Source organism: Pseudoalteromonas atlantica, from assembly GCA_007988745.1.
GTDB classification, from domain to species: Bacteria; Pseudomonadota; Gammaproteobacteria; order Enterobacterales; family Alteromonadaceae; genus Pseudoalteromonas; species Pseudoalteromonas atlantica.
The window spans coordinates 1-20,975 of sequence record BJUT01000063.1; the positions used below are offsets into that span (position 1 = coordinate 1).

Sequence of the window (20,975 nt, forward strand, 5' to 3'; positions counted from 1 at the left end):
TCGCCCCTAGATTGAACAAATTTCAATCCGCAAAGATCAACACGCCCTAAAATAACAAAAAAATTAACGTGCCAGTTTTGCCTAATACAGGCTGTTCTACTTTCAAACTAAACTCCAAAAAAAACAAAATAACTGACTAATACACAATCTTGCTTATAAATAACATGGTAAATGCAAAGCACGACTGCACTCATTACCTACTTAATAGACTCCTTTTGTATGCTCCACGCTATAAGCAGATTTTATATACTCTTAGCCCATGTGTATATTGCTCATTTTTTATGTTCGTTTTTTATAGCTGGCTATTACTTTACCAGTAATAGCCTGAGAGTTTAATTTATGCTGCGCGCTTAGGCTTTTGCTTAATAGCGAGTATGGTTTGTTTAGCTTGCAAATACACTTTGTGCACTGCAAAGGTTAATAAACTCATAAGCACCATTAAGCACAACGTTGGCCAAAACGACTGGGTATGATAACCAAACACGCCCATAAGCCAGCAAATTAGCACCCATTGAATAATGTAAAGGGCCGTTACATGTTTGCTCGCATATAAAAGAGCGCGGGTAATAGGGCCATTAAATTTATTGGCAATGGCATATTCTATTAAGGCTAATGCACATAAATTTAAACCCACTAAATAAATAATACCGCCGCCATTTAAGTGAAAAAAGTTACCAAACTGGCCTTTAAAATCAATAAATAACCACACGGAACCAATCACTAATAATGCGGCCCCTAACTTTGCACACACATTAAATAAATACGCAGCATTATGCTGGCTATTTATATATACACGCCCAAGCACGTAGCCGGTTAATATAGCGCTTACCCATGGAAATACCGGAAAATAAACTTGGTAGTTATTAGCAAAAAACAAATCGCTAATGTAAGGCGAAAGCGCAAACTGCTGCCCCCTTACAAACTGGCTTACAAGTGCAATAGCCATGGCTAAACATGCAATCCATGTGGTTTTCCAGCGGGCAATATTAAGCGCGCCAAACAGCACTAAGCTCACCCCAGCAAGTTGTAAAATATCACCGGTTAACACCATAAATTGTAACTGCCCAGCACTGAGCGGGCTTTGCCAGCCATAGGCATTTATAAATGCCTCGGGCATGGTATTAAATACCTCAATGGGTAGCCAAAATTTTGCCGCATTCATTAAATAGGCAAGTAGTAAAAGCTGTATACCACGCTTAATTAATAACATGGGGGTTTGCCTGCGCGAAAGCGCCATAGACAGCCCCATTGCCACCAAAAACGAAGCGGTGCCTTTGCCAAGTATATGAATAACAGCGCCAAATAGGCTCTCACTTTGAAGCATTGTGCTCGAGTACATCCATAGGGTGTGTACCAAAATCATAATAAAAACGCTCGCACCTCGGGCAAGGTCTATCGTTTTAAGACGTGTGTTCATTGGTTTTAATATCCTTTTTAGGGCAGGTTTGGCATTTTTTATAACCAGCTAAATAATAACGACAGCACGTTAAGCGATCGGCCGTTAATTTAAATGGGGTGTTTAAATTAAAGTGATTGCTGATTAAATTGTGTAGCTGCTGATGGCAATGTGTAGTGTGATCAGCGCTTGCTAAATTTAAGCTATGTGCACGCTCAAATGCGCTGTTAAGGGTGTCGATTAATAAGCGCCCTTGCTCTTTTTTACCCAGCGCATAATCGGTATTTATCCACTTACCTACACAGCTAATAAACTCAATAAGTGCAGTGTTTTGCTCAGCTTTACTTAATATAGGCGCACCGCTGAGGTTAAACCCTCGGCTATAAGCGCCGCTAATTGTTAACTGTAATTGCATGGGATTATGTGCATTTTGTTTAGAAGTACGCCAATAACAATAGGCATAAATAGTTTGCCAACAAAGCTGCAAATATAAATGCCGGCTAATAAATTGCCCAGGCGCATGTGGGTAATGCGCCTTGCAATGAATCGCTAATTTGCGCACTAAATCTAAGCTTGGGTGAGCCGCAGTAGCTGGCTCACTTGGGCAAAATAAAAAGTGCGCAAGGGTTACTGGCTTAGCCATACAACTTTGCCGATACCGGGTTATTTAAACTTCCGGCAAACTGTAAACTGCCTGCTGGGTCGGTTAAATCAACCATTTGTTTATTATTGCCAAGCTGCAAGCGGTTTAAGCAAGAGTGTGCAAATTCATCACTAAAAAAGTCATACTCTTTAAAACGCGCATTTAAGGCAGGGTTAGCCTGTTGATACGCTTTAACACTTTGCGCAACGCCGTGCCAAAAGTCGTGCTCGGTAATGCGCTCTTCTCTTACTAAAATAGCCACTAGGTATCTAAAAAAGCAGTCAAATACATCGGTAAATATGCTCAGTAACTCAAGCTCTTTTGGCATAGCAATATGAATACGCGAAACCTCATCAGGTAAAGGTTCAGTGCTATTAAGCAGTGCCACTTCTTCGCCAATGTCTTTCATGTAAGCACCTACAGGGACTGAATTTTTAAGCTTTAAAATGAGGTTTTCGCCGTGCGGCATAAACACTAATTTATGGGCATAAAAACAATGCACTAACGGGATAAGATAGGCGTTAAAATAGTGTTGCAGCCAAGCGTGTGTGCTTAAACCACTTTGATCTACTAATGCACCTGCCATACTTTTACCGTTGTTATCTAGGTGCAGTAGTGCGGCCATGGTGGTGAGCTGCTCATTATTTTGTAAGTTATGGTTTGGGTTTTCGCGCCATAAACAGGCAAACATTTTACGGTACGGTGTATCGCCCAACGCGCTTTGCTCAAAGGTATGATGCGCATACCCTAAGGTGGCGTACTCTCTTAGTGCAGTAAAGTTGCACGCGCTAAGCGTGGGGTCGTAGTTTACTTTATTAAATACCCAATCATTTATAGCCGGGGTTACCGCCATATAAGCACGCGAAAGCCCGCGCATAAAGCCCATATTTAAAATAGACAGCGCCACTTTTAAATACGGCTTATGCGGATGCGAGCAGTTATATAAGGTGCGAATAGATTGTTGCGCTTGATATAAATCGTCGCCTTCACCTAAGTAAACTAAACGGTTATTGGCAAACTCGTTGGCAAACACCACACTTAATTTATGTTGGTATTGCCACGGGTGGGCAGGCATAAATAGGTAGTCGTCGGGGTTTAGGTTTTGCGTTTTTAGCGCTTTGTTAAACGCATTACGAGTGGTTAAATCAAGCTCGCCACTAATATGGCTTGGGTAATCACTAAAGTATTCACTATAAGCAAAATCACATACTGTTTTGTGCGCCGCTAACCACAGCACTTTAAACGGTTTACCCACCTCTGGCGCATAGCGTAAAAAGTCGCTTTTGCTAAAACCAATTCGGCCATTATTAGCCACAAACGCAGGGTGGCCTTCGCTCATTGCAGCCTCTATTTGTTGCAGCCCTAATTGCGCAAGTTCGGCTGCGCTAAGAGTGTTGTTTTCGCGTTTATAACAGGCACTCGCAAGTGTGGCGTTAAGCTCTTCAAGGTAGGTGGCTAAACGCTCGCCAGTTAAACCCAGCGCAGGGCCTTGCACGCTAAAAAAGTGCAGTACATCAAGCTCTGCTTGCTCATTATTAAGGTTATAAAAGCATAAGCTTGGCTCGTCTATATCTATGTGATTAAGCGCCATAGCACGGCCATTAAATATAAAATAACCCCCTTCAATATTTACTTTAAAACCTTGTGGGGTTTGCTCTGCAACCAATAAGCGCTCGTGTACCAGTTCGCTAATGGCTTTACTTTGTAAGTGCCTGTTAGCCCACTGCCAGTGGTCAAACTTTACATAGTCGGTGTTTATTGGCGTTTGCGCTTTGTGATGTAAATTAACATGCGTTTCAAACGCAGCTTTATTACAAAACCCAAGGTAGGCGTTTTTATCACCAAGGGTTATTTGCTTAGTATGCACAAAGCCTAAACGCTTATTTAAGGTATGAATTTTACTATTGCCAATATCGGGCTCTACTACTACGCGTGCATCGGCATTATGAGTAAAAATACTGTGCAATACGCACTGCATTATTTCAAAACTAAAATGGCGTTTAGGCTGTGTATTTGGGGCAAGTAAAATATGCATGCCGGTATCGTTTGGCAGTACCTCATAGGCAGCTGCGAGTAGCTTGTCGTGCTTTGGGCTGTAAAGCTCAACTAAGGCAAGCAGCTCATTATTTTGCTCAATAACATAGGCATGATGGTGCGGGTTGTTAATTATATCTTGGTAGGCGCTACACATTTGCTCGGGGGTGTGTTTACTCATACCCCAAAAATGGGCGTAAGGTAGTGTAAGCCACTGGCAAATTATGGGCATATCGCTTTGCTGTAGTAACCGCATAGTCATATTACCTGTGTGTTGTAACGTGGTTACAAAAGATGAAAAATACATAAAAACTCCTAAATCTTTTTAATTATTAAGTGGCTGTGTGTGCAGCTTGGCCAACAAATTTAACGCGCCATAGAAAAATAGCGCCAAGGCTTGCAAAGCCAATGGCAGCAAAGTAAAAAGGCACGGTGGTATTAAAATATTCCACACTCATACCCACTAATAACGACGCTAAAATAACGCCAATATTTTGCGCAACATGCACTTTGGCAAAATCACTGCCGTAGTGAGCAGGCTCGCTTTTAGCAAATAGCATCACTTCTAATAAAACCATGACCTGAAATAGCGCTATACCGTATAAAACGCGAGAGCTGACAACTAACCACACCGACTCTTGCGCCTGTAAATAAAGCCCAATAGCGCCAAAAATAAGAGCACACAACAATGTACTGGTGCGGCTAAGCGTAGGAAAAGGTAAGTGCTGCCGAAAGTGGTTAAACAACAGCATAAGTAGGGCTGCAAAAGCAGGAATGGCGTACACAAGCGCACTTTGGAATGCACTGCTTTGTGCGCTCATTCCTTGCCAATGGGTAGTAAAAAACGGCCTAATTAAAAACGCACTAAAGTAAACAACCACGCTTATAAAGCAAAATTGCCAAATAAAATACGGTGTACGAGTACGTGGTTTTTCGCTTTCAATCGCTTGCTGATAAATACCTAACTTTAAGCTCACCATTAAATAGGCGCACAGCAGCACTTGTATAACATCGCCCGCAGCACTTAATAACAATGCATAACGCGGTGCATTTATACTAAAAAAGTACCCTCCCACTAACGCGCCGCCAATAGCACCAAAGTGCATAAGTACCGAAAACAAGCCAATAATAGAAAGATGCTTACTTTGCTGCTCTAAACGCAGTGCAAACGGGTAAATAAGCAGGTAACTGGCTTTGAGCACCAACATAAGCTGATAATAAAACCAAAATTCCCACACGTTAGTTGCAAAATAACAAAGCAAACCAAAGCAGGCGGCAATAACTTGCGTTACAAGCCAAAGAGCCAGCTCATGGTATTTTTTGGCAACCTTTGCCCACAGGGGCAGTGCGAGCATAACGGTAATACAACAGTTAGCTACGAATACCCCAATAAGTGTGGGATTACTTACAGAAAATTCGCTGGCAAAAAATTGCGGATAAAACGGCAGTAATAAGGTGTCGCACACTACCGAAATAACCGTAAGCAAAATAAGCGCTAAACGTAAACTCATGCGGCGTTACTCTTTTGCTGTGAATGGGTTTCTACATCGCTTAAATCAAAACACTGAAAAGCAATTTTTTGCTCAACCTGATACGGCGCATAACCGAGTATTTCGCGCAAAATTATACTGTTGCGATAACACGCCATGCCTAAATCGGGGGTTACAAAACCATGGGTGTGCTGCTCTGCATTTTGTACAAATATACGTTTTTGGTCGGTGTCTACCGCATACTCGCGGCTAACTAAATAGCGGCCTTGTTCATCTTCTGGGAGTTGCTGTGCAATGGGGTTTAAAAAAGCAGGGCGCTTGTATTTAAAGCCTGTGGCACAAATTAAGTAATCGGTTTTTATTTCAAAGGCTTCATTTAGCTCTTGATGATAAAACTCAGTGACTAAGCGACCAGCACTTTTACGTGTATTAGTAAGCTTGCTGTTAGTTTTAAATGTGGTAGAAATGGGCCCATCTAGGCTTTGCGCGTAAAGGGTGTCAAAAATGTCATTAATTAAATCGCCATTAATGCCTTTAAATAAGTTTTTTTGATTTTGATTAAGCCAATCTCGTTGCTCAGTTTTTAAATTATAAAAGTAATCAACATACTCAGGAGAGGTCATCTCAAGGGTGAGTTTAGTGTATTCCAGCGGAAAATAACGCGGCGATCGCGCAATCCAATCTAGTTGCAAACCTTGTGGCACGGCTTGTTGTAATAAGGTGTGATAAATTTCAGCCGCACTTTGCCCAGCTCCTACAACCGTAACGCGTTTAGCTGCTTTTAGCTCATCAAGGCGGTGGCAAAAATCGCTACTGTGCAGTACGTTATTAGAATTACTTTGCACTGCGCAATCAGGGATGTATGGGGCAGGGCCAGTGCCAAGCACTAAGTGGCGCGTAACATAGTGTTGCTCCCCATTTGGGGTTTTACAGGTAACGGTATAGCACTCACTTTGCTGGCAAAATTCAACCTTAGTTACACTTTGCTCAAAGCTTACGTTGCTAAGCTGCGAGCACACCCACTGGCAATAGAGATTGTATTCTTTACGCAGTAAAAAAAAGCTCTCGCGAATATAAAATGGGTATAAGCGATTATTAAGCTTGGCATAATTTAAAAAACTGTACTTACTGGTAGGGTCTGCAAGAGTCACCAAGTCAGACATAAACGGCGTTTGTAAAGTAACACCTTCTAGCATCATGCCGGGGTGCCAATCAAATTGGCTACGCTGCTCTAAAAATAAGCTTTTAACACCCTCTAGCGGCTCACTTAAACACGCTAACGATAAATTAAACGGGCCAAGGCCAATGGCTATAAAGTCATAGGGTTGGTTACTCATTATTTTTGCTCCTTATACGTTTGCCACGCAATAGTGCTAATTTGTTCAAGCACGGCGCGTACATCGCTCAATTGGCACTGGGTATTAAGTAACGTAAATTTAAGGTAATGACGGCCGTTAATTTTGGTGCGCGCAATCATGGCTTCACCAGTATTTAAGAATGTTTGGCGTACATGCAGGTTTAGGGTGTCGAGTAAATCGGGGTTATGTTTTAGCTCCTCTGGCGCAAAGCGAAATACCAATGCGCTAAGTTCTGGATAATTTATAACTTCAAAATCTGGGTGGTCGTTAAGAACAATGTGGGTTTGACGAGCAAGGCCAATTACTTTATCAAACGCTCGACCAAGTGGCGCTTCACCCATGGTGCGCAGTGTTAACCAAAGCTTTAGGGCATCAAAACGGCGTGTGGTCTGTAAGCTTTTATCAACTAAATTTGGCGTACCATTGCCGGCCTCAGCAAGCGGGTTTAGATAGTCGGCGTAAAGGGTAATGTGGCTAAAATGGCGTTTGTCACTTAATAAAAAAGCACTGCAGCTAACCGGTTGCATAAACGATTTATGGTAATCAATGGTAATTGAATCTACTTGTTCTATGCCGTTTAAAGCACTTCGGTGATGCTCGCTTACCAATAATCCGCCGCCGTATGCGCCATCAACATGGCACCAAAGCTGCTCTTTTTTAGCAAGTGTTGCTATGTCTTCAACAGGGTCAATTGAGCCAAAATCGGTTGTACCTGCGGTAATTACCACAGCGATAGGTAAATCGCCCTTGGCTTTAGAATCCGCAATTGCGTGGTTAAGTGCGTCCATATCCATTTGCATTTTATTGTTTGTAGCCACGGGCACTACCGCGTTATAACCAAGGCCCAATAATGCCGCTGCCTTTTGAATACTAAAATGCGCAACCTCAGAGCAATAAATACGAAAACGTGAGGCTACTTCAGGCAAGCCTTGCAGTTTTACTTCATGATTAGGTGCATAGCGGCTCACTGCAACTTCGCGAGCAACAAGCATAGCCATTAAGTTCGATTGCGTACCACCACTGGTAAAAACGCCATCGGCAGTGCTAGGTAATTTTGCTTTTTCACAGCTCCAATCAATTAATTTTTGTTCAATAAGGGTCGCGCCAGCGCTTTGATCCCAGGTGTCTACCGACGTGTTGATTGCGCCAATGATGTGCTCAGCCACAACCGCAGGGTACGTAACGGGGCAATTTAAATGCGCCATATAACGCGGATGATGAAAATACACAGCGTGATCTAAATACACACTTTTAAGCTCGTTTAAAACTGCAGGAAAATCAGCAAGAGGTTTGGCTAAATCTACATCATTTACAGTGGCGGCTAGCGTATTAACAGACACGCCAGAAAACGGCTTTTGCGCTTTAGCCATAGCTTGTTGTACAGCCGAAAGCCCCTGCAACAACGCTATTTGGTAGTTAATAAACTGATCGAGATTAAATTGAGGAGGTAACCCGTTTTGCTCAAATATTGCTTTATTTTCGACAGGGCTGAGCTGCGCCGATTGTAATTGTGACATATTCGCTCCTTGGTTGTACTTGTATTGGGGTTGAGGATCTTAATAGTAACAATTTGCATTTACAATAATGATTAAGGGTTAGATATAGGTTTATTTCCGCAATTAGGAGTGATTGATTAGTTATAAGGAATTACTTTTAAAACTAACAAAGTATATAAAATGAGCTATGAAAGGGTGCCAAAATGTGTGCTAAATAATGACAGTTTGTAAAATAGTTCGATAGTTGAAATATAAGAGTTGAGAAATGGGGGGGTAGCTAAAAGCGAACGTATTATAAGTGTGCAGTACCACTATAAGAAGTAAACCCCCTTTACAACTCGGCTAAACCTTAAATGCTAAAGAGGGATATAAAAGTAAAAATGCAGCTTAATTGATATCTTCAAGCTTATTTTTTAAATCCACTAGATCGGTGGCTACGGTGGTTGGCTGAATTTCCCACGGATCAAAAATAGAATCCTCAGAGCGTTTTATCCATGCTCCGCGCATACCATGTGAAATAGCGCCGGTAATATCAAACGGGTTACTCGAAATAAGCCACGTGTTTGCGCCCGTTGAATTTGTTTCGCGTAAGAAATGGCTGTAAACACCTGGGTTTGGCTTAAATGTTTTCATATCGTCGGCACTTACAACGCCTTCAAAAAGCTCACTAATACCTGCAGTTTCGAGCAATTTATTAACCGCATCAGCAGCGCCATTTGAAAATGCAAACAATCGGTAATTTTGCGCTTTAAGTTGCTCAAGGCCTTTTTTAACATCGTCAAAGGCCGGTAAAATTTTATACTGCTCAAGCAATTGCTGCTTCTGATCGTCACTAAGCTGCGTTTTATGCGCTAAACACGCGTAATCGAGGGCATGTTTGGTACATAACGAAAACGGTATATAGTTTTGCATCAACCCACGCCTAAACGAATACTCTAATTGTTTTTCGCGCCATGTATTTGAAAAGTTTTGCGCGTTATTGCCTATCATATCTTCAAGTAAAGACAGCACGCCGTGAGTGTTTATAAGCGTACCGTATACGTCAAATGCGAGTGTGGTTGCCATGTTTGCTCCCAATAAATTTAAGATACTTGTAAGTTAATCGTTTTGAGCTTAACTTACTTTGAACGATTGCTCAAATTAATAAAGTTTACAACACGATTGCAGCGCCTATTATTTAAAAACGATACAAATTAAAGGACTAAATAACATAGTATGAAAATATATTTTTTAATTTACGACAAAGTTGAAGAGCTGGATTTAGTTGGTTCTTGGGAACTAATAGGCCTGCTGGCAGAAAAGGGGCTATGTGAAAAACCCAAATTAATATCGCTAAATTCTATGACTCCCTCAGGTGAGCACGGCATGCGTTTTAGTGCCAATTATCATTTTACTGACCCAGTGCAGCCCGATGTATTATTTGTACCTGGCGGTAGTGGTGCACGTATAGCAATGGAAGACCTTGACGTTATTAATTATCTTAAAAAAACAGCTGAAAACTGCCACAGTGTTTTATCTATTTGCACTGGTATGTATTTAATGCAAAAAGCGGGGCTATTTAAGCATAAAAAAGTAACCACCCATTGGGCTTTTTTAGAGCACCTTAAAAAAGATAACACTGTAACCGTAGTTGAAGAACGCTTTGTAAAAGATGGCAATATTTGGTCTTGTGCGGGTGTTTCAGCAGGTATGGATATGTGCCTTGCTTTTATTGCCGATTATTTTAGTGAAGATGTTGCCTCCACCATACAGTTAGACGCAGAATACTATCCGTCACCAATTATTTATGGTGAAGCGCATAAAAATAGCGCCACATCTAATTACATTAAAAAGCTGCGTTAAAGCCCACTTTATAACTTTATGTTGGGCTTTGCTGCTCTTAACCCAACATACGCTTTGTAAACCCCCATTACACTTTGATTAAAAAAACACAAGGCGCTTACAGCGTGCTGATTAAAATTAATAAAACTTATAGGTATCAAGCGCTAAAATATCCATTTCAATATCACTAAAGAGTTTTTCAACTTGCTTGCCGCCTGCGCCCATAGCAGCAAAGAGTGGTAAAAAATGCTCTTGGGTAGGGTGGTTAAATAACACATGGGGTGCATCGGCTAAGTAATTTAAAAGTGCGGGTGTGTCTTGCGCTAAAAGCGCGTGTTCAACCCATTGGGTAAACGCTTTTACCATTTGTACACGGTTAGGTGTAGCAGGGGTTTTAAACACTTCTCGTAGGTTGTGGCTAATGCCGCCAGAGCCAATAATTAATATATTATCGTCACGAAGTGGGGCAAGTAACTGCCCATATTCATACATGGCTTTTGCGCCTAATTGAGTATTTATAGATACTTGTACAATAGGAATATTTGCCTGCGGGTACATTAAGCGCAGTGGTATCCATACACCATGATCCCAGCCTTGGCGTTCATCAAGTATTGCTGTAATGCCTTTATTTTTAAATAACGTTGCAATATTACCCGCAAGCTCAGGATGACCTGGAGCTGGGTATTTAATGTTATACATATGCGCAGGAAAATTATAAAAGTCGTGAATGGTTTCAGGCTCACGCCCTGCGGTTATTACAATATTATGAGCCGCTTCATCGTGGGCCATATCAAAGTGCGCCGAAAAAATAACAATAGCGCGTGGCGTGTTGAGTGACTTGCCAAGCGCTTTTAAAAAGTCGGACGTTGGCGATTGCTGTACGGCCATAATAGGTGAACCGTGAGAGATAAATAGTGCAGGTTGGGCCATGGTAATACCTAAGGGTTTTATTAATATACCCGTATTTTATTGGCTTTTATTTTGTTAATAAATAAAGCGCACATTGAGATATTATAAATACAGTATTGTTAAACTGATTTTTATTTGCCCCCACGTTAAAAAGCCGATGCATAAACATCGGCTTTTAAATTAACACTAAATAAGCAATAAGGCGTGTTAGTAGTTAATTGCACCACCATCAACGTTAATACATTGTCCGGTCATAAAATCGCTGTCTTCACTGGCTAAAAAGTAAATAGGGCCAAGTAAGTCTTCAGGCTCCATTGCACGTTTAATTACTCGTGAGCCTAGTGTGCTATTTTTAGCTTTATCAAACTGTGCGTTATTTTTAACGCCTTCGCTTTCGGTTAAGCCAACTAATAGGCAATTAACTAAAATATTATCGTTAGCAAGCTCAGTGGCCAACGCACGTGTTTGCCCAACAACCGCGCCTTTAGATGCCACATAATGGCAAAACATAGGTGCACCGCGTAAAAATGTACCCGATGCAATGTTAATGATTTTACCGCGGCCTAATTTACGCATGCTAGGCAACACTGCTTTGGTACATTGAAAAGGCCCGCGGGCATTTACGCGCATAACTAAATCCCATTCGTCTTCAGATATTTCCCAAAATGGCTTAAGCTCAAGCGCAGCAAATATAGCGGCATTGTTAACTAATATTTCAACCGGGCCAAATTCAGCTTCGGTTTGTTTTACCATGGCATCTAACGATTCACTATTCGTTACATCTACTTTGCAGCCTATTGCTTGGCCGCCAGCGGCAATAATTTCAGCTACGGCTGCGCTTGGGTCGGCTAAATCAGCAAGCACAACTTTAGCGCCTTGTTGAGCTAAACCCTTCGCGTAAGCAGCGCCAATACCTTGTGCTGCACCAGTAACGATGGCTACTTTGTTGTTTAATCTTTTCATGGCTTTATCTCTTAGTCATTAATAAAAATATAAGCGTGCTTATTCACGTACAGCGATACTGCATTATTAATAAACCCGACTTGGCGTTAGAATGGATAAAAAGAAGCGTGATTGCTGCAGTAGCACGTATTAACTCCATTTTGTTGTAAATAAATAGTTATTTACGCAAAAAAATGTGTTTATAACGCTATAAAAACTCACTAACTGTGCAAAAATGCGATATGTGGACTTTAACTGTTTTTATAAACATAATTAATACGATCTTTATTTAAAAATTATAAACAAGGCATTGCTAATAATGGATAAGCTAACCACCATGAAGACTTTTGTAAATGTTGTACAAGAGGGGTCTTTTTCTAAAGCTGCCGATAAGCTCGATATATCGCCGCAACTTGTGAGCAAGTATGTGTCTGCGCTAGAAGAGGGGCTTGCTACCCGATTACTGCACCGCACCACGCGCAAAGTAAGCACTACCGAGGCGGGAGATCACTATTTTACCCGCTGCTTACAGGTGCTAGACGATATAGACGACATGGAAAATTCGCTCGATAACCTAAACGAAAATGTCTCTGGTGTACTCAGTATTAGTGCCCCTATGTCGTTTGGGGTAAAGCACTTAGCACCGCTATTGGTTGAGTTTCAAAAGCGTTATCCAAATTTAAAATTAGATCTAAACCTTACCGACCAGTTTGTTGATATTGTTGAGCAAGGTATTGATATAGCGCTGCGCATTGGGGTTTTAAAAAGCTCTTCACTTATTGCTAAAAAAATAGCGCCTATTAGGTTAGCGGTATTTGCCTCTCCTTCTTATTTAGCGCAGCACGGCACGCCTACTACCTTAGAAGAGCTGCAATCGCATAACTATTTACGCTACGCACACACCGAGCCTACCAAAAAGCTACGTGGAGCGAACGAGCTTAAAAACGAGTTAAAGCTTGAAAGTAACCTAGTTGCTAACAATGGCGACCTGCTACTCAATGCCGCTATAGCAGGTGGCGGTATTGCCATGCAGCCAACATTTATAGCTGGTGAGGCGATGGCACAGGGTAAAGTAGTACGTATATTAAAAGACTACGAGCCTGAGCCAATAGGGCTTTATATGGTGTACGCAAACAGGCAGTTTTTACCCAGTAAAGTGCGCGCGTTTGTTGATTTTGCGAGCAATTATTACACCGATACACCTTATTGGGATTTAGGAGAGTGAGATGTCAATCACCAACCAATTAGCGTTATTTGTTGACGTAGTACAGCAAGGCTCATTTGCTAAAGCCGCGGCGCTGCACGATATGGACAACTCATCGCTTTCAAAGCAAATTAAAAAGCTAGAAAGCAGTTTAGGTATTCAATTACTTAATCGTTCTACGCGCTCGTTTTCGCTTACCTCCGCAGGGGAGGAAATACTCCAGCAAGCGCATATTTTAATTGATACGCTCAGTGATATTCATAGCATTGCCGACTCCTACCAAGCAAAACCTAAAGGTATTTTGCGCATTACCTCGGGCATGTTTTTTGGGCAGCAGTATGTGCAGCCTGCCATTAATTTATTTATGCAAAAATACCCTGAGGTAAAAATAACCCTCATGCTTGATGATAAGCGCAACGATATTATTGCCGATCATTACGATTTAGCATTTAGAATTGGCAAATTGAATGACTCCAATCTAATGGCAAAAAAAATATCTGACATGCACTTTGCTTTGGTTGCCTCTAATGACTTTATTGCACGCCATGGTATGCCAAGCACACCCGAAGAACTTATCGCCTTACCTGCAGTGGTTTATGGCAATGGCGATGTAAGCCTAGATCAAATTAAATTAAGCACCCAGCCTCATGGTAATGAATACAAAACCCACAAAATGAAAGGCAACTATAAGGTAAGCGATGTACGCGCCATGCTTGATGCCACAAAAGCGGGTTTAGGGTATGTGATGCTAGATTTATTTAACTTAGAAAAACCCATAGACGAAATGGGGCTAGTGCCGCTATTAACTAATTATAAGCTTAGCGCATCGGGCACAGGTATTTATGCGCTGTATCCGCACCGTAAACAAACACCACTGGTGAGCGAATTTATAAAAACTGTACAAGAGTATATTGGCAGCCCTGCATTTTGGGTAAAACATATTCCTAATTACAACCAGTTATATAAATAATAGCCACAAAAAAGCCCCGTTAGGGGCTTGGGTATACTCAAAAAAAACTATATTAGCTAAAGACCTTAAAAGCCTTCTAACACCACTTTACCTTTAGCGGTTTGCGATTCAAGATGCTGATGCGCTTTGCGTAAATTGGCTGCATTAATTTTACCTAAGTGCTCACCTACCGTAGTTTTAATTTGCCCTTGGTCAATCATAGTGGCTACGTTGTTTAAAATAACGTGTTGCTCTTGCATGTCGTCGGTTTTAAATAACGAGCGAGTAAACATAAGCTCCCAATGTACCGACACGCTTTTGTTTTTAAATGGCACAATATTAAGTGTTTCAGGGTCATCAATAAGGGCAAATTGACCTTGTGGCTTCACTACTTTTTCAATTTCAGGTAAGTGCTGCTCTGTATTGTTTAAGCTAACAACGTAATCCACTTCGCTTAAGTTTTTAGCTGCAAACTCTTCACTTAACGGGTTACGGTGATTAACAATGGTATCGGCACCTAAATCTTCTAACCACGAAATTGTTTCAGCACGAGAAGCACTGGCAATAATATTTAATTTAGTGCGCTGCTTTAATAGCTGCACCATTATTGAGCCCACCCCACCGGCGGCACCAATAACTAAAATGCTTTTAGAATCATCGTTTTTAGCTACGTTTAAACGATCAAACAATAATTCCCACGCAGTAATGCTGGTAAGCGGCAATGCGGCGGCTTCGCCATACGAAAGCGAACTTGGCATATGGCCAACAATACGCTCGTCAACTAATTGAAACTGCGCGTTACTGCCTGAGCGCGTAATGTCGCCTGCGTACCATACTTTGTCGCCTGGCTTAAAAAGCGATACGTTTTCGCCAACCGATTTAACAACCCCAGTTGCATCCCAACCAATTACTTTATACTCGCCCTCAGCTGCTGGCATTGCTTGGCGAATTTTAAAATCAACCGGATTAACCGATACCGCTTTAACTTCTACTAAAATATCGTGGCCGTGTGCTGTTGGCGTTTCAAGTTCAATGTCTTGTAATGATAATTCGTTTTCGATAGGTAAACTTTTTTGATATCCAATTGCTTTCATGGGAGTTGCCTCGTTAGCTAGTTAATACTCTGTGTTGATGACGCTATTTTGGCTTTATCAAGAGTATTAAAAAAGAGACAAAACACCCAATTATTATGGAAATAAAACTCCATAATAAAATAGGTAAATAATTAAAATTCCATTGCTCATAGCAGTTATCGTTTTAAATTAATAATACCTCATTAACTGTAACGGGGGTTTACAGTTAGCTTATATTTAGCTCAGTTAACTTATTCCACACACTTTCACCACCGGGGTGCAAAGCCGCATGATATCTATACGCATAGTAAGTTATTGGTACGCAGTGGTGCTCACTCCCTACAACTACCAAGGTATTATTTTTAAGCTCGTTTGATATAACGTAGTCGGGCAGCCAAGCAATACCATTACCTGCAACAGCGTGCACTTTTAAAAGCTCAGTCATGGATGAAACAAACACCTTTTTAAGCTTAGCGCCCGATATAATAGGCTCTAACTGCCGGCCCATGTAGGAGTCGAGGCTGTAGGCTAAATGCGGTATAGGCGCTGCGCTTTCTAGGTTATATAAGGCTTTGCCTTGCTTGTCACAGGCGCTAACGGGTAACAACTTAGCATTACCTATTTTTTGATGACTAAACGGCGGCAGTTTAAGGCGTTCGTTATCAAAGGCAATAAGTAAGTCGCATTCACCTTGCTCCAGCGCTTCGGTGGCTTTATCTACGTCTATAGCCTCTAAATTAAGTACAATGTCGCGCTCATCTTGTGTTTGAAAGTTAGCGAGTTGTAAGGTTAAAAAACTCGCTAAAGAATGTGCGGCCGCGACCTTTACAGAATAATTTTGCTGTACCGATAACTCCTCAAGCATGCTAACCGAGGTATTCATTTGGTTAACTAAATTACGCGCCGTTATATGAAATATTTTACCGCTTGGGGTAAGGGTAATAGGCAAGTTTTCTCGGTCGATTAAGGCTGCGCCAAGGGCATCTTCAAGGGCTTTTATACGCCGACTAAATGCAGGTTGCGTAATATGCCTAAGCTTTGCCGCTTGCGAAAAGCTTTTTGTGTGCGAGAGCGTTAAAAAATCTTCTAACCATTTACTTTCAATATTCATAGCGACCACTTAGTTATGCAATTTGTGCATGGGTGGTAAAATAATAGCATTATTCAAACTAAATAAAACACTATAAATTACGCCTATAAACTCAATAACCGGAATGCAATCATGCTTAGAACTCTTGGCGTGTTAGGTGGAATGGGGCCTTTAGCTACCGCCTCATTTATGAATCAGGTAATTGCGCTATCGCCCGCTAAAAATGATCAAGAGCATATACCTATGTTTATAAGGAATATCCCGCAAATTCCTGACAGAACAAAGTTTTTAATGGGTCTTGAAGATGAAAACCCATTTTTTGAGCTTAAAAAAGGCTTTAAAGAGCTAACAAGTTTAGGTGTAAGTTGTATTGTTATTCCGTGTAATACCGCGCATTACTGGTACGACGCGCTCACTAAAAATGCCGATGTACACACCATTAGCATTGTAAAAAGCGTTATAAAACAAGTAAAAGCCACGGGCAAACAAAAGGTTGGTATTTTAGCCACTACCGCTACGCTTAATATGGGCATTTACCAAAATGCGTTTAAGCAGCACAATATTGATTTTGTTGAACCAAACACTCAACAACAAGCAGCCATAATGGATGGGATAACCGCCGTAAAAGCGGGCGATTTAAATAAAGGTCGCCACTTGTTAAGCAAGGCATACGACTTAATGCTTGCTCAAGGTGCTGACTGCGTGTTGTTTGGCTGTACAGAAATACCGCTTGTGTTAAATGAACAAGCTAAACACTCGCCAGAAACTTGCCTAGATACCATCGCTATTTTAGCGCAAGAGTGCGTTAACTGGGCATATGCAAACGCCCATCAATCAACGCTTTCAAGTGTGGCATAGAAAATATCAGTTTAAACTAGAGCTAATTAATTTAGCTCTTTTGCAAAGCGTTTTCGATAGCGCTTTGTAAGCTTTGCAGCGCGTATTTGGTCACTTATTAAAGTAAAAATAGCCGAGGCATTTGCTTTAACGCGTTTGCCTTGGCCCACTCGGCGAATTTGCCTTTTTACCAGCGCCATAGTGGCAAGCCCTGCAAGGGTTTTGTCTTTAAAGGTAACACGCGGCATAAGCAGGTTTTGCGTTGGTTGTGTTTGCCAGCAATTAACTAAATTAGGCTGATAAGCCAGTGCCGTGGCCATACCAACGAGCGCTACGCCTGAGCTAATTACTTTATTTGCCACATCTAATCGGCTAATGCCACCGGTGGTCATAATGGGCATGGTTGATTGCTCGCTAATTGCTTTGGCAAACTCTAAAAAGTACGCCTCACGTGCAAGTGTACGCTCATCGCCTGTTTGTCCTTGCATAGCCGGTGCTTCGTAACTTCCGCCCGAAAGCTCTACAAAATCAAGCTTTAATGCACTAAGCATATTAACAACTGCTTGCGCATCATGCGGTTCAAAGCCGCCGCGCTGAAAATCGGCTGAGTTTAACTTAACCGATACCGAAAAACCGGCGCTGCATTGCGCTTTAATACTGCGTGTTATTTCAAGTAATAATCGCGCGCGATTCTCAAGGCTTCCGCCCCATTCGTCATCACGCTTATTAGTTAGTGGAGATAAAAACTGCGCTAATAAATAGCCATGTGCAGCGTGTATTTGCACGCCATTAAAACCTGCTTTTTCGGCCTGTTGCGCTGTATGAGTAAAACGAGCGATAACATCATTAATCTCGCTTTTATCCATAGCCGTTGGCTGGGCAAATAAGTGAGAGTGCTTACCCATATTAAGCGCAATATCAGAGGCACTTAGCGCTTTACCGCCCATTTTTTTAAATACTTGGCGGCCAGGGTGATTTATCTGCATCACAATTTTACAGTCGTTTTGCTGCCCTAAACAAGCAAGCTCTGCAAAAGGCGTTATATCGGTTTGCTGCTCAAGGGCAAGGCCGCCTGGTCCTGTCATTGCAAGGTGGTCAACCATAACATTGCCGGTAATAATTAACCCGCACCCGCCTTTTGCCCATTCGTTGTATACATTTTTAAGCACTTGCGATGGCGTTAGATCGGCCTCTGCGAGGTTCTCTTCCATAGCGGCTTTTACTACTCGGTTTTTAAGCGTTAAACCGCTTGGTAGGGTAAAGGGCGTAAATACAGCAGATTGTTCAAACTCAGACATACATATAAACCATAAATTGACATTACAGGCACTATAACCTTAAAGTCAGCTTTAAGGTCAACCCGCTTTTTATAGTAGAGGTAATAATGAAAATAGGTGAACTAGCTAAGCACTCGGGTATTGCAGCAAGCACCATACGGTATTACGAAAGTATAGGGCTGCTGCCACACGGTACGCGAAATAATAACGGATATAGGCAATACGACAAAGCCAGTGTAGAGCAGCTTAAAATGATTAAGTTTGCACAAAGTTTAGGGTTTTCGCTTGAAGAAATCCCCTCCCTGCGTAAGCCTAATGAGGAGCTAGATCACAACGCCATTATTGAGCGACTCACTCAAAAACAACATGAAGCTAATGCACTAATAGAGCAGCTACAGCGGAAGTCAGAGCGTATTGGTAATTTAATTACACTACTTAATGCAAGTTGGTCTAATGGAGAGTGTATTGGCGATGAAAAAATAAATGAGTTATTGAATGAGGTGGAGTATTAAAGGCGTAAGCGAGTACATGCGAGCTTTAGTTGTATTAGTTTTGCGGCGCTTTACCATGAAAATTGATATAAAGCTTTTGTAAGTTGGCAGGCACTAGAGGCCAACCAATCGCAATAGTATGAGAACTTGCGCCCCAAAATAATGTTTCTACGTAATATACGTCTATGTATTCAATTACTTTTGCCTCAGCGTTTGCTAGCTTTTCAGCCATAAAGCTTAAATAACGCTATTTTTGCTCCACAGTACCAAGAACAAAAATAGCGTCTCTATCCTCATAATTAATAGGGGTTAACGCTAACCTTTGCGAATTGAGTAAGGGAAAAACCATTAACCTTCCTTTTAATGTATAAAACAGTAGAGATAAATCGAACTTAATCCAGCTCTAATTGGGCTTTTTCTACGCTTTCGTTTGGTAGCTCTTTTTGAACCGATACACCTAGCTCTTTAAATTCTGAAGCTTGTTTAATTAAGTTACCTTTACCACGGTAAAGCTGTGAAAAGGCTTTATCGTAGCTTTCTTTTGCGCGGTCTAGTTGTTTGCCAACACCTTCCATACTCGTTAAAAAGCCATTGAGCTTGTTATAAAAGCGCTCTGCACGATTCGCCAGCTCTTTAGAGTATTTAGTTTGCTCTTCAAAGCGCCACAGCTGTTTAACAATATTAAGGCTTGTAAGCAGAGTCGTTGGTGTAGCAACTAAAATGTTTTTTTCGATAGCTTGTTGGTAAATATCGCTTTGATATTTAAGCGCCTCAACAAATGCAGATTCTATAGGCACAAACATAATAACTACTTCAGGCGAATTTATACCAGGGAGACGATCGTACGATTTACTGGCAAGCTCGTTAATACGCGCGGTAACAGCATTTACATGCTCTTTAATTGCTTGGCTAGCCTCTAGCTCGTTTTCGGCATTAACGTAGCGGGTATAAGCATTTAGCGATGTTTTAGCGTCAATCACTAAGTGGCGGCCCTGAGGTAAATACACCACTACGTCGGGGCGCAGTCGACCGTCTTCGGTATTAAACGATACTTCGCGTTTATAGTCAGTACCCGCGCGAAGGCCTGCGCTGTCGAGTACGTTTTCGAGCATTAGTTCGCCCCAATTACCTTGGGTCTTTTTTTGCCCTTGTAAGGCATTACTAAGCTTATCGGCTTGCTCGGTAATAGCTTGGCTTTTAGCTTGCAAGTGCAGTAGCTCAGTTTTAAGGGCAGCACGTTGTTTTAAGTCTTCAACGTGAATCGATTCCATTTTATCTCTAAAGCCTTTTAGCTCGCCTTGAACTGGCTTTAATAGTTGCTCAATGCTTTCTTGGTTTAGCGTTTTAAAGCTTTGCGATTTTTCTTCTAAAATTTTATTAGCTAGGTTTTCAAACTCTTTTTTAAGCACATTTTTGCTTTGCTCTATTTGTGCAAGCTGCTCGGTAAAGTTTTGCTGCTTTTGCTCAAGCGTAGTTCGCATATTATTAAGCTCAATATCGCGCTGGTTATACTGCTCTCGCAAGGCACTAAGTTCGCCTTCGGCTTTACGCCAAAAATGGTTGTATTGAACACTTTGTTTTTCTTGCTCGCTAAAGCGAGTTTTAAAATGCTGCGCTTCATCGCGTTGCTCTTGATGTGATTGCTCGAGCAGCTCGTGCTCATCAAATAAGGCGGTGTATTGCAGCTGTTTATTGTCGTACTGGTTTTGTAATAACGATAACTGTTGCTGTTGCTCGCTAATGTGTTGTTTTAATTTATTACGAGAAGGGATCGACACTAGGCCATATAGTACGAGCCCTGTTGCAAGCCCTGCGCTGGCACTTAACCAATCTATATGCGTTAATAGCTGAGTAAACATAAAATAAACTTATAAAATTTAGAGACATGCCATCATAACGAATAAAGGTAGTGGGGGGTAGAGGGCGTAACATTTACTAAAGGCATAAAAAAAGCCAGCTAAAAGG

At 41.5% G+C, this 20,975-nt stretch carries 18 protein-coding genes and 1 pseudogene; 5 read left to right on the top strand and 14 right to left on the bottom strand.

The window, feature by feature from the left end:
* Positions 1-337: 337 nt before the first annotated feature.
* The 7 genes from PAT01_RS17750 to PAT01_RS17780 all read right to left on the bottom strand — a co-directional run bounded on the left by PAT01_RS17750 (position 338) and on the right by PAT01_RS17780 (position 9,482).
* Positions 338-1,417, bottom strand: coding sequence for a heparan-alpha-glucosaminide N-acetyltransferase domain-containing protein (locus PAT01_RS17750; protein ID WP_138579922.1), 1,080 nt, complete (start codon positions 1,415-1,417; stop codon positions 338-340).
* Positions 1,401-2,039, bottom strand: a complete 639-nt coding sequence (locus PAT01_RS17755; RefSeq protein ID WP_138579923.1) for a hypothetical protein — start codon at positions 2,037-2,039, stop codon at positions 1,401-1,403. The genes PAT01_RS17750 and PAT01_RS17755 overlap by 17 nt, the downstream gene beginning before the upstream one ends.
* Positions 2,032-4,380 carry a GNAT family N-acetyltransferase gene (locus PAT01_RS17760; protein WP_154945923.1) on the bottom strand — a complete coding sequence of 783 codons (2,349 nt, stop codon included), beginning with the start codon at positions 4,378-4,380 and terminating at the stop codon, positions 2,032-2,034. Before PAT01_RS17760 ends, PAT01_RS17755 begins: the two co-directional genes overlap by 8 nt.
* 25 nt (positions 4,381-4,405) lie before the next feature.
* On the bottom strand, positions 4,406-5,584 hold the full coding sequence (locus tag PAT01_RS17765; RefSeq protein ID WP_138579925.1) for an MFS transporter: 1,179 nt from the start codon (positions 5,582-5,584) through the stop codon (positions 4,406-4,408).
* Positions 5,581-6,900 (bottom strand): lysine N(6)-hydroxylase/L-ornithine N(5)-oxygenase family protein, encoded by a 1,320-nt coding sequence (locus tag PAT01_RS17770; protein ID WP_138579926.1) that lies wholly within the window; start codon positions 6,898-6,900, stop codon positions 5,581-5,583. The genes PAT01_RS17765 and PAT01_RS17770 overlap by 4 nt, the downstream gene beginning before the upstream one ends.
* Complete coding sequence (locus tag PAT01_RS17775; RefSeq protein ID WP_154945924.1) at positions 6,900-8,438, bottom strand: pyridoxal phosphate-dependent decarboxylase family protein; 1,539 nt, start codon at positions 8,436-8,438, stop codon at positions 6,900-6,902. The genes PAT01_RS17770 and PAT01_RS17775 overlap by 1 nt, the downstream gene beginning before the upstream one ends.
* 366 nt (positions 8,439-8,804) lie before the next feature.
* Positions 8,805-9,482, bottom strand: coding sequence for a haloacid dehalogenase type II (locus PAT01_RS17780; RefSeq protein ID WP_138579928.1), 678 nt, complete (start codon positions 9,480-9,482; stop codon positions 8,805-8,807).
* A 150-nt stretch (positions 9,483-9,632) separates the two neighbouring features.
* Between PAT01_RS17780 and PAT01_RS17785 the strand changes: the two genes are divergently transcribed.
* The gene (locus PAT01_RS17785; RefSeq protein ID WP_138579929.1) at positions 9,633-10,259 is read left to right on the top strand and encodes a DJ-1/PfpI family protein; all 627 of its coding nucleotides are present in this window, start codon (positions 9,633-9,635) and stop codon (positions 10,257-10,259) included.
* Between the two features lie 117 nt (positions 10,260-10,376).
* On the opposite strand, the gene PAT01_RS17790 is transcribed toward PAT01_RS17785, so the two are convergent.
* Together PAT01_RS17790 and PAT01_RS17795 are read right to left on the bottom strand one after the other, a co-directional pair.
* A complete protein-coding gene (locus PAT01_RS17790) occupies positions 10,377-11,168 on the bottom strand; it encodes a DODA-type extradiol aromatic ring-opening family dioxygenase (RefSeq protein ID WP_138579930.1) in 792 nt (263 codons plus the stop codon).
* Positions 11,169-11,354: 186 nt separating this feature from the next.
* Positions 11,355-12,110, bottom strand: coding sequence for an SDR family NAD(P)-dependent oxidoreductase (locus tag PAT01_RS17795; protein ID WP_004586289.1), 756 nt, complete (start codon positions 12,108-12,110; stop codon positions 11,355-11,357).
* Positions 12,111-12,408: 298 nt separating this feature from the next.
* On the opposite strand from PAT01_RS17795, the gene PAT01_RS17800 reads away from it, so the two are divergent.
* Positions 12,409-13,314, top strand: a complete 906-nt coding sequence (locus tag PAT01_RS17800; protein WP_138579932.1) for a LysR family transcriptional regulator — start codon at positions 12,409-12,411, stop codon at positions 13,312-13,314.
* Between the two features lies 1 nt (position 13,315).
* Positions 13,316-14,263, top strand: a complete 948-nt coding sequence (locus PAT01_RS17805) for a LysR family transcriptional regulator (protein ID WP_154945925.1) — start codon at positions 13,316-13,318, stop codon at positions 14,261-14,263.
* A 65-nt stretch (positions 14,264-14,328) separates the two neighbouring features.
* Here PAT01_RS17805 and PAT01_RS17810 read toward each other — a convergent pair whose 3' ends face one another.
* Together PAT01_RS17810 and PAT01_RS17815 are read right to left on the bottom strand one after the other, a co-directional pair.
* On the bottom strand, positions 14,329-15,336 hold the full coding sequence (locus PAT01_RS17810) for a zinc-binding alcohol dehydrogenase family protein (protein WP_029771784.1): 1,008 nt from the start codon (positions 15,334-15,336) through the stop codon (positions 14,329-14,331).
* Between the two features lie 205 nt (positions 15,337-15,541).
* Positions 15,542-16,426: a LysR family transcriptional regulator gene (locus PAT01_RS17815; protein WP_054981992.1), complete on the bottom strand. Its 885-nt coding sequence runs from the start codon at positions 16,424-16,426 to the stop codon at positions 15,542-15,544.
* Positions 16,427-16,537: 111 nt separating this feature from the next.
* Here PAT01_RS17815 and PAT01_RS17820 point away from each other — a divergent pair, with 111 nt between their 5' ends.
* The gene (locus tag PAT01_RS17820; protein WP_154945926.1) at positions 16,538-17,263 is read left to right on the top strand and encodes a cysteate racemase; all 726 of its coding nucleotides are present in this window, start codon (positions 16,538-16,540) and stop codon (positions 17,261-17,263) included.
* Between the two features lie 26 nt (positions 17,264-17,289).
* Here the strand turns inward: PAT01_RS17820 and PAT01_RS17825 are convergent, their stop codons facing one another.
* Positions 17,290-18,540: an NADH:flavin oxidoreductase/NADH oxidase family protein gene (locus PAT01_RS17825; RefSeq protein WP_154945927.1), complete on the bottom strand. Its 1,251-nt coding sequence runs from the start codon at positions 18,538-18,540 to the stop codon at positions 17,290-17,292.
* A gap of 86 nt (positions 18,541-18,626) precedes the next feature.
* On the opposite strand from PAT01_RS17825, the gene PAT01_RS17830 reads away from it, so the two are divergent.
* A complete protein-coding gene (locus tag PAT01_RS17830; RefSeq protein WP_138685408.1) occupies positions 18,627-19,031 on the top strand; it encodes a MerR family transcriptional regulator in 405 nt (134 codons plus the stop codon).
* Positions 19,032-19,065: 34 nt separating this feature from the next.
* On the opposite strand, the pseudogene PAT01_RS20125 reads toward PAT01_RS17830, so the two are convergent.
* Together PAT01_RS20125 and rmuC are read right to left on the bottom strand one after the other, a co-directional pair.
* Positions 19,066-19,245 (bottom strand): annotated as a pseudogene (locus tag PAT01_RS20125) (DUF7674 family protein); the annotation flags it as partial.
* Positions 19,246-19,402: 157 nt separating this feature from the next.
* Positions 19,403-20,869 carry a DNA recombination protein RmuC gene (gene rmuC / locus PAT01_RS17835; protein ID WP_154945928.1) on the bottom strand — a complete coding sequence of 489 codons (1,467 nt, stop codon included), beginning with the start codon at positions 20,867-20,869 and terminating at the stop codon, positions 19,403-19,405.
* Between the last annotated feature and the right edge of the window lie 106 nt (positions 20,870-20,975).